At 71.4% G+C, this 9,253-nt stretch carries 12 protein-coding genes; 3 read left to right on the forward strand and 9 right to left on the reverse strand.

Annotated elements, in window-relative coordinates; all coding sequences use genetic code 11:
• A partial coding sequence (locus DBR36_RS07505; protein ID WP_258222614.1) for a DUF5684 domain-containing protein occupies positions 1-593 on the reverse strand: 593 nt, incomplete at its 3' end.
• A 79-nt stretch (positions 594-672) separates the two neighbouring features.
• Positions 673-864 carry a hypothetical protein gene (locus tag DBR36_RS07510; protein WP_108318259.1) on the reverse strand — a complete coding sequence of 64 codons (192 nt, stop codon included), beginning with the start codon at positions 862-864 and terminating at the stop codon, positions 673-675.
• Positions 865-889: 25 nt separating this feature from the next.
• Between DBR36_RS07510 and DBR36_RS07515 the strand changes: the two genes are divergently transcribed.
• Positions 890-1,405 carry a CGNR zinc finger domain-containing protein gene (locus DBR36_RS07515; RefSeq protein WP_108318260.1) on the forward strand — a complete coding sequence of 172 codons (516 nt, stop codon included), beginning with the start codon at positions 890-892 and terminating at the stop codon, positions 1,403-1,405.
• 4 nt (positions 1,406-1,409) lie between these two features.
• On the opposite strand, the gene DBR36_RS07520 is transcribed toward DBR36_RS07515, so the two are convergent.
• The 7 genes from DBR36_RS07520 to DBR36_RS07550 form a co-directional block, all read right to left on the reverse strand.
• Positions 1,410-2,864, reverse strand: coding sequence for a cation acetate symporter (locus DBR36_RS07520; RefSeq protein WP_108318261.1), 1,455 nt, complete (start codon positions 2,862-2,864; stop codon positions 1,410-1,412).
• Positions 2,861-3,253 carry a heavy metal transporter gene (locus DBR36_RS07525; protein ID WP_108318262.1) on the reverse strand — a complete coding sequence of 131 codons (393 nt, stop codon included), beginning with the start codon at positions 3,251-3,253 and terminating at the stop codon, positions 2,861-2,863. Before DBR36_RS07525 ends, DBR36_RS07520 begins: the two co-directional genes overlap by 4 nt.
• A 43-nt stretch (positions 3,254-3,296) precedes the next feature.
• Positions 3,297-4,001, reverse strand: coding sequence for a LytTR family DNA-binding domain-containing protein (locus tag DBR36_RS07530; protein ID WP_108318263.1), 705 nt, complete (start codon positions 3,999-4,001; stop codon positions 3,297-3,299).
• A complete protein-coding gene (locus DBR36_RS07535) occupies positions 3,998-5,170 on the reverse strand; it encodes a sensor histidine kinase (protein ID WP_108318264.1) in 1,173 nt (390 codons plus the stop codon). Before DBR36_RS07535 ends, DBR36_RS07530 begins: the two co-directional genes overlap by 4 nt.
• 13 nt (positions 5,171-5,183) lie before the next feature.
• Positions 5,184-5,432, reverse strand: a complete 249-nt coding sequence (locus DBR36_RS07540) for a YbdD/YjiX family protein (RefSeq protein WP_108318265.1) — start codon at positions 5,430-5,432, stop codon at positions 5,184-5,186.
• Positions 5,433-5,442: 10 nt separating this feature from the next.
• On the reverse strand, positions 5,443-7,707 hold the full coding sequence (locus tag DBR36_RS07545) for a carbon starvation CstA family protein (RefSeq protein WP_108318266.1): 2,265 nt from the start codon (positions 7,705-7,707) through the stop codon (positions 5,443-5,445).
• Positions 7,708-7,842: 135 nt separating this feature from the next.
• On the reverse strand, positions 7,843-8,340 hold the full coding sequence (locus DBR36_RS07550) for a GNAT family N-acetyltransferase (RefSeq protein ID WP_108318267.1): 498 nt from the start codon (positions 8,338-8,340) through the stop codon (positions 7,843-7,845).
• A 90-nt stretch (positions 8,341-8,430) separates the two neighbouring features.
• On the opposite strand from DBR36_RS07550, the gene DBR36_RS07555 reads away from it, so the two are divergent.
• Positions 8,431-8,787 (forward strand): hypothetical protein, encoded by a 357-nt coding sequence (locus DBR36_RS07555; protein ID WP_108318268.1) that lies wholly within the window; start codon positions 8,431-8,433, stop codon positions 8,785-8,787.
• Positions 8,788-8,893: 106 nt separating this feature from the next.
• Entirely contained in the window at positions 8,894-9,205 is a 312-nt protein-coding gene (locus DBR36_RS07560; protein WP_108318269.1) for a GNAT family N-acetyltransferase, read from the forward strand.
• The last annotated feature ends 48 nt before the right edge of the window (positions 9,206-9,253 follow it).

A 9,253-nucleotide genomic window follows, 5' to 3' on the forward strand; every position in this document is an offset into this window, starting at 1 on the left:
TCCTCGGAGGGCGCGTGCTCGGAGGGCTCGTTCTCGGGCGCGGGGCGGGTGGGCACGATCTCAACCGGCCCGGGAAGGACGACGGGTGCGGGCGCGACGACGGGCTCGGCGGACGCCGCACGCGCCCCGGCGGCAGCCGCGACCGTGCCGGGCACAGCCGTGATCGGACCCGCGGGCGCGGGGGGCGCGGACACCTCGGAACGCCGCTGCGGCCCGGGCGCGGGGAGCTCGGCATCCGTCGCCCTCTCGAGAGCGGCCAGGACCTGCGCCCACGCCGGGGGGAACAGCAGCGCGAGGGCGGTGGTTCCGGCGCCGCGCCCCACGGCCGTCCCCAGACGGTGAGCGGCGCGCGCCTTGAGCACGAGGGCGTAGATGTTCACGACCGGTACGACCAGCAGCACCGCACGCACGGGGTCGATGCCGCCCAGCCGGAAGATCTCGGCGTCGTTCACGAGGGGCACCCAGGCGCGCCACCGCTCGGCTCCCCGCGCATCGAACACGCGCGACAGGCCGATGGCGTACCAGACGTGCAACGCGAGCGCGGGCACGAGCAGGGCGGCGGCGATCGCGGCGATCAGGCTCAGAACCAGCATGCGTCCTCCGTCGACGGTCCCCTCGACGCTACCGTGCGCCGCCGTTCGGCGCGGCCCCTGTGGATCGGATGCCCCCGCGTCAGAGCAGGCGCGATATCGCCGAGGGCGGCAGCCACGCCGGCTCGGCCACGTCGACCCGGCGCGCGGGACACGACGTGCACCGGACGTATCGCACGCGACCCTCGCTCGTGACGTGCGACGACTCCGTGACCCACGCGTGCTCGTGGACGGATGCCGTTCCGGCGGCGGGGACGAGGCGTGGGGCGGTCATGGACCCAGCGTGATGTAATGCCGCTATGCATCTCAACCCTTACGGGGAGTACGCCGTGCTGCTGGCCGCCTCGCTGGCGAACGAGTGGCCGGACGACCGCGACGGCATCGAAGCCCGTACGCGCGAGATGGGGATGACGATGACCTTTCCCGTGGCATCCGATGATCATGAGCGCACACGCGCCGTGATCGACGAGTGGTTGCGCATCGTCGACGCCCCCGACGACGACACCCGCGCCGCTTTGCTGAACGCCCAGATGGCGGCCGTGACCGCCTACCCGCGGCTGACGAACCACGACGGCGAAGGATGGCACCTGCACTACCGCGACAGCGACGAGGAGCTCCCCCGCGTGCTCGCCGCGGTGATCTCGGTCGGCACCTCACTGCACCTCGTCACCCGCGGCATGGACCGCCTGGCCCGGTGCGCGGCGGATCCGTGCACGCGGGTCGTGGTCGACGTCACCCGCAACGGTCGGCAGCGCTACTGCTCGGTACGCTGCGCCAACCGCGCCGCCGTACGGCGTCACCGGGCGCGCGGCTGAGCCCTCAGACGTCGGGCGTGTGCAGCCGCGCCAGGTATCGGTCGACGCGCAGCGGTACGCCACCGCGATCGGCAAGCGACACCAGGACGATCACCGCGGTCGTCAGGGGGATGGTCCACGCGGCCGGCTGCGAGAAGAACACGGCCCCGCCTGCCGTATCGCGCAGCGCGGCCCCGGCCACCAGCGCCGCTCCGCACGACACCGCCCCGACGACCATGCCCGCCACCGCCCCGCGCGCGGTCAGCCGAGTCCACCACACGCCCAGCAGCAGCACCGGCGACAGCGTCGACGCCGCGAAGACGAAAACGAGCCCCACGCTCGACACCAGGCCCGCGGGTTGTGTCAGCAGCGCGATGACCAGCGGCACGGCCGTGCACAGCACCGCCGATAGGCGGAACGACCGCACCCCGCCGCCGAACACGTCCTGACTCACCACCCCCGCGAGCGACACGATGATCCCCGACGAGGTCGCCAAGAATGCGGCGAACGCGCCGGCGACGAGCAGGGCGGTCAGCAGCTGACCGGTCAGCCCGGGGAACAGACGCGACGGCAGGGCGAGCACGACGGTGTCGGCGACCCCGGGAGCGGCGAGGTCGGGGGCCACCACGCGGGCGATGAGCCCCATGGTCGACGAGACGGCGTAGAACGCCCCGATCAGCACGATCACGGCCACGGTCGTACGCCGCGCCGACGCCCCGTCCGGACTCGTGTAGAAGCGCACCAACACGTGCGGCAGGCCGATCGTGCCGAGCAGCAGCGCGAGCAGCAGCGACCCCGTCGCATACGCGTCGAGGGCGCCGGGCCCGCTCTCGACCGGGAAGACCCGTGCCGGATCGATCGCGGTCCCGTCGCCGGCCAGCGCGATGAGCAGGAACACCGCCGGCACGAGCAGCGCCGTGAGCTTGAGCCAGTACTGGAAGGCCTGCACGGCCGTGATGGCGCGCATGCCTCCCGCGGCGACGATCCCCGCGACGAGGACGGCGACCACGACCCCGCCCACCCACGGCGGGACGTCGGCGACCACGCCGAGGGCGAGAGACGCGCCGTGCAGCTGCGGCACGATGTACAGCCACCCGATGACGAGCACGACGACGCTCGTCACCCGCCGGACGGCCCGCGACTCCAACCGCGCCTCGACGAAATCAGGGATGGTGTACGCCCCGCTGCGCCGCAGTGGCGCCGCGACGAACAGCAGCACGAGCAGGTACCCCGCGGCATAGCCGATCGGGAACCAGAATCCCTCGGCCCCCGAGAGCAGCACCAGACCGGCGAGGCCCAGGAAGGTCCCGGCCGACAGGTACTCGCCGCTGATGGCCGACGCGTTCCAGACGCTTCCGACGCTGCGCGAGGCGACGAAGAAGTCGCTGCGCGTGCGCGAGGTGCGGATGCCGGCGAAGCCCAGCACCGCGGTGATCACGACGAGCGCGCCGACCGCCGCCAGATCGAAGACGGGGTTCATGAAGCCGGCCCCGGCTCGGCGAGCTGACGGTAGCGGCGCTCGTTTCGGGCCGCGGCCCGGACGTAGATGAGCGCGAAGACGAGGATGACGGGGTAGAACCCGTACGCGTGCAGCAACCACGACAGGGGTACAGACCACAGGACCGGATCGCCCAGGGTCGGCAGGGCCGCGATGATCCCGGTGAGCACCACCGCGACCGCGACGAACGACGACACGCACCCGAGAGCCAAGCGGAGCTGCGCGCGCACCAGCCCGCGCGAGAAGACCGCCTCGGCCTCGTCGGCGATGCGCCCGGGCAGGGCGAATCCCCGGGTCGCCGGTCGTGGGACCCGCCCCGCGGTGGATGCCGTGACCCGCACGCGTTGCGGGGGACGCGGATCAGGGGTCATGGCATCCCTCCTCCGCGAACGCGGCCGACCGCCCCGGCGCGGGTCATCGCAGTAGCGCCTCGCGCACGGCGGACACGAGGCGACGACTGACCGGCAGCTCGATCTCGGGCAGGACGACCGTGGGCGCCGACCCGGCGAGGCGTACCTCGACGACCGCCTCGCGATGGACCAGGTACGAACGGTGCACACGCACGAATCCCGAGTCGGCCCAGCGGTCGGCCAGGTCCGACAGGGTCGCCCGCACCAGGTGGTCCCCCGACGCGGTGTACAGGCGCGAGTAATCGCCATTGGCCTGCACCCATCGCACCTCGGACCGGCGCACGAGGCGCGTCGTCGCACCCACGGTCACGGGGATCGTCTCGTCGCCCGGCGCCTCGGCATCGGCGGGTGAGGAGAGGGCACGGCCGAGCGCCCGCGACAGCCGCTCCGCCCGGACGGGCTTGAGGACGTAGTCGACCGCCTCGAGGTCGAACGCCTGCACGGCTCCCGCATCGTCGGCGGTCACGAAGACCACCGCGGGGCGCGCGCGCAGACCCGCGAGAGCCCGCGCGAGATCGAAGCCGTCCAGCCCCGGCATGTGGATGTCGAGGAAGGCCACGGCGACGCCACCACCCTCGAGGATCCGCAGCGCCTCGGCCCCACCGGCGGCCGTGCAGACCGTGTCGACCCGCGGATCGGCCGAGAGCAGCGTCGCGAGCTCGGCGCGGGCGGGTGCCTCGTCGTCGGCGACGAGCACGATGACGCTCACGCGCGCACCGTCTCGTGCTGCGGCTGCGACTTGGGCACGCGCAGGCGCACCGAGGTGCCCGCGCCGATATTCGTCTCGACGACGAGACCTCCGGCGGGACCGTAGAGCTGCCGCAGGCGCGCGTCGACGTTGCGCAACCCCACGTGCGACGAGGGCGCGTCGAGATCGAGCAGGGCCGCCAGCTCGTCAGGGTCCATGCCCACCCCGTCGTCGTCGACGATGACCTCGGTGTGCGTACCGGCGTCGACCGACGACACCGTCAGCACTCCCCCGCGCTCCCCGGGCTCCAAACCGTGACGCACGGCATTCTCGATGAGGGGCTGCACCGACAGGAACGGGATGACGGTCGCGAGCGTCTCGGGTGCGATGCGCAGACGCACCGTGAGGCGGTCGCCGAAGCGCGCGCGTTCGAGTTCGAGGTAGGAGTGGATGCTGCGCAGCTCTTCGGCCAGCGTGGTGAACTCGCCCTGCCGCCGGAACGAGTAGCGCGTGAAATCCGCGAACTCGAGCACCAGATCGCGCGCTCGGGGCGGATCGGTCGAGATGAACGAGGCGATCGCCGTAAGCGCGTTGTAGATGAAGTGCGGGCTGATCTGGGCGCGCAACGCCTTCAACTCCGCCTCGGCCAACGCGGCGCGCGAGGCGTCCAGGCCCGCGAGCTCGATCTGCGCGGCGCACCAGTCGGCGACGTCCCCGGTCGCCCGCACGAGGGGCGCACGGGCCTCGTCGGCGAAGGCGACGACCGCACCCCACACCCTCCCGTCGACCACGATCGGAGCACCCACCGCGGCGCTGTCGTGCTCCGAGAACACTTGACGGCGCGCCGAGTCGTACACGCGGGCGGCGACGCGACGCGCCGAGGCCTCGAGCGCCGCGGGGCCGTCGAGGGCGACGCGATCGGTCGCCGTCTCGACGATGGCGACCGCCTCGGCGCCGAGCAGCACGCGCAGGTGCCGGGCCGCGCGCGCCGCGTCGGGCTCGTCGCGGCCCCCGCGCAGCGCCGCGGCCGCGGCCGCCGCGACGTGGAGCGTCCGGTGGGTCGCCCGGTCGGCGTCGCTGCCCAGGTCACGCGAGCCCAGCGCGTACCGGCGCGCGAGCACGAGGGCGAGCGTCAGGGCCGCCCCGACGATCACGCCGACGGCGCCCGCGAGCACCGGTGCGTCGAGCATCCTGGAAGCCTACTCAGCAGCAGCGCGCGCCGGGATTGCGGTCCTGCTCATCGGAGCGCTGTCGCCAGAATTGCCGTTCGGTCAGCGGCGTCGCCGCGGGGTGATGGGCGCGCAGATGCGCGACGTAGACGTCGTACGCGCGATCGCCCATGAGGGTCGTCACGTACCACCGGATGCCACGGCCCGCCCGCGCGAGACGGCACCGCAGCGTCTGGCCGCTGTCGTCGTCCGCGCCGGGGGCCGTGGCATCCGCGTGAGTCATCTCGGGGTCCTCAGTGATGCGACGACGCGGTCGGCCGGTCGGGGTGATCGGCGGGGAGGCTCTGCCACCGCTTCTCGATCGCGCGCTCCTCCGCGGTGGCGAGGAAGCCCGCGGCCGCGAACCGCCGCGACGGGACGGGCGCGTCCTCGAGGTTCTCGCCGCCGCCCGCGCGCAGCGCCCGGACCGTGACGATGACGGCCATGACGATCACGACGATCGCCAGCGTCACGAAGATCACCGACAGCACCCCCTGCACGAAGGTGTTGCGCACGACCGCCTCCATCGCCGCGACGCTCTTGGCCGTGCCGAACTCGGTCTTGCCCTCGGCCAACGCCCCGCGGAACGCGAAATGATTGGCCCAGTATCCGACCGCCGGCACCGGCGAGAAGATCTTGTACATGGATGCCGTGATCGTCACCACCGCGGCGAAGGCCAGGGGCAGCGCCACGATCCACAGCCAGCGGAAATACGCGCGACCGCGCTTGGCGACGATCGCGAGCACCACGGCGAGCGCGATCGCGGCGAGCAGCTGGTTGGCGATGCCGAACAGCGGGAAGAAGGTGTTGATGCCGCCCAACGGGTCGGTCACGCCGAGGATGAGGATCGACCCCCAACCCGCGACCATGACGGCCGTGCAGATCCAGACGCCGGGCCGCCACGACAGGTCCTTGAACTTCGGGATGACGGTGCCGATCGAATCCTGGAGCATGAATCGGGCCACGCGGGTACCGGCATCCACCGCCGTCAGGATGAACAGGGCCTCGAACATGATGGCGAAGTGGTACCAGAACGCCATCATCGCCTGACCGCCCAGGGCCTGCTGCATGATGTGCGCGAGTCCCAGCGCCAGGGTCGGGGCGCCGCCGGTGCGCGAGACGATCGAGCTCTCGCCGACCGCCGCCGCGGTGGAGGTGAGCATGTCGGGCGTCAGGTTGACGCCCGCGAGCCCCAGGCCGTTCACGAACGCGACCGCGCCTTCGGCGGTGCCGAGCGTGGCCGCGGGCGAGGAGTTCATCGCGAAGTAGATGCCGCGATCGATCGACAGCGCCGCCACGAGGGCCATGATCGCGACGAACGATTCCATGAGCATGCCGCCGTACCCGATGAAGCGGGTCTGGCGCTCCTTCTCGACGAGCTTGGGCGTCGTTCCCGAGGCGATGAGGGCGTGGAACCCGCTCAGCGCACCGCAGGCGATGGTCACGAACAGGAACGGGAAGATCGGGCCGCTGAACACCGGGCCGGTCTGGCCGCCGGCGAACTCGCTGAACGCCGGCACCGAGATCTCGGGGCGCACCAGCACAATCGCCCCCGCGAGCATGACGATCACGCCGACCTTCATGAACGTCGACAGGTAGTCGCGCGGAGCGAGGAGCAGCCACACGGGAAGGACCGCGGCGACGAAGCCGTAGATGATGATCCCCCACGCGATGACCGAGCGGTCGAGGTGGAAGGCCGCGTAGCCCCACTCGGTCGAGGCGACCCAGCCGCCCGCCACGATCGCGCCGATGAGCAGCACGAAACCGATGATCGAGATCTCGGTGATGCGGCCGGGGCGGATGTAGCGCAGGTACAGGCCCATGAAGAGGGCGATCGGGATGGTCATCGACACGCTGAAGACGCCCCAGGGGCTCTCGCCGAGCGCGTTCACGACGACCAGGGCGAGGATCGCGACGATGATCAGCATGATGAGCAGGCTCGCGAGGATGGCCGCGGTGCCGCCAATCTTCCCGAGCTCGTCGCGCGCCATCTGGCCGATGGTGCGGCCACCGCGGCGCATCGAGAAGAACAGCACGAGGTAGTCCTGCACCGCGCCGGCGAGGATCACGCCGACGATGATCCAGATCGTGCCGGGCAGATACCCCATCTGCGCGGCGAGCACCGGGCCCACGAGGGGGCCCGCACCGGCGATGGCCGCGAAGTGGTGGCCGTAGAGCACGCGACGGTCGGTGGGCACGAAGTCCTTGCCATCGGCCTTGCGCTCGGCGGGGGTGGCGCGGCGGTCGTCCGGCCGGGTGATGTAGCGCTCGATCACCTTCGAGTAGAAGCGATAGCCGATCAGATAGGTGCAGACGGCCGCGAACACGAACCAGATCGCGTTCACCGTCTCGCCGCGCACGATGGCGAGCATGGTCCAGCCGAGACCGCCGAGCAGGGCGATGCCGATCCACAGGGCGATCTTCGCCGGGGTCCAGCGGCTCTCGAGCTTGTCGGGCGGTACCGCGACGGGCGGAAGGTTCGGGTCGGTGACGACATCGTCGTCGACGGAAGCGCTCATGGGGTCTCCTGTTCGCGGCTCTGCGGACTCGCCGAACATTAGAGGGATGCCGAGCCCCGGCGGGGCGGTATTCCTCGGCCATGCGACGAGCGGCGCGAACGATGCGATGAGCGGCGTACGAGAGGGGCGGCGCCCTTAGAGCGGCATGCCGAAGACGTGGCGCACGGTGCCGCCGCCGAGGTCATCGGCGATGCGCCGCATGCCGAGGTTCACGGCGACCCGTTGCGAGGCGATGTTGTCGGGGTGAGTGATCGCGACCAGTTCGTCACTGATGGCGCGGTCGCGGGCGAAGTCGCGGCAGGCGGCGGCGGCCTCGGTCGCCAGCCCCCGGCCCTGGTGCAGCGGAACGACGTGGTAGCCCACCTCGAGCCTGCGCACCCCGTTCACCCGCTGCCAGGTGAGTCCGCAGTCGCCGACGAACGCGCCGACGTGGGTCTCGATGATCCAGAGACCAAAGCCGTGTTCGGCGTAATTGGCCTCGTTCCAGCGGATCCAGCGGTCCGCGTCCTCGCGGCTCTTCGGCGCGGGGTAGAACGTCATCACCGCGGGGTCACCGAGAAGAGCGGCCATCGCGTCGAGGTCGTCGCCGCTCATCTCGCGGAACCGGAGTCGAGCGGTGGGCGGCGGCGGCATCCGGCCAGCGTAGCGAGCATGCTGAGCGACGACTGCGACCGCAGCCCCACCGCTCTGGTCAAGAGCTTCTCCAAGAGCTAGCGTCGGAGAATGTCCACCGCGCAGCAGGTCGAAGAGGGCGCAGCGCTGCGGCCGCGTCGCCACCTCAGCCGGGGACTGCTCCTCATCACGGGCGTGATTCTCATCCCGTTCGTCCTGGGGCTGATCTTCACCAGCTACAACACGGTGACCGAGGAATCAGCATTGCGTCAGGCCTTCGCGGGGGTCGCCGGGCAGACGATCGCCATCCTCACCGCGATCGCCGTCGTCGTGGCGACGGCCGTGGAGCGGCGGTGGCGCGAACTGCCCCTCTTCGTCGTGATCGCCCTCGCCGTCATCTCGTCGGCGGTCAGCTCGCTGACGAGGACCGGCGAGCAGCTCGTCCAGCTGCTGTCCACCGTCGCCTGATCGCCGCGCGGCGCGTGCAAGAGGCACCCGCGCGTCCCTGTCCACCCGTCGCGGAACATCCATGCCAGCGCATACGTTGCTGTCATCACCGACGACAGGAGACCCCATGGCCGATGACCTGACCGTGACCCGCAACGACGACGCGGGCCGATACGAGATCCACGTGGGCGACGAGCTCGGCGGGTTCCTCGAATTCGAGTCCGCGGGCGACCGCGTCGAGCTCCCCCACACCGAGGTCGACCCCGCCTTCAAGGGCAAGGGCCTCGGCTCGCGCCTCGCGAGCGAAGCGTTGTCCGACCTCGCGCGCCGCGGCGACACCGTGATCCCCTCGTGCCCGTTCGTGGCGCACTACCTCGGCGAACACGACGTCGAAGGCCTCTCCGTCGAGTGGCCCGAGGGCGCCGGTCAGTCGTCGTGACCCGCCTCGACGTCGCGCCGCCGGCATCCGAGGGTCCCGTCGATTGCG

This window comes from Microbacterium sp. HMWF026 (assembly GCF_003061325.1).
GTDB lineage: Bacteria > Actinomycetota > Actinomycetes > Actinomycetales > Microbacteriaceae > Microbacterium > Microbacterium testaceum_E.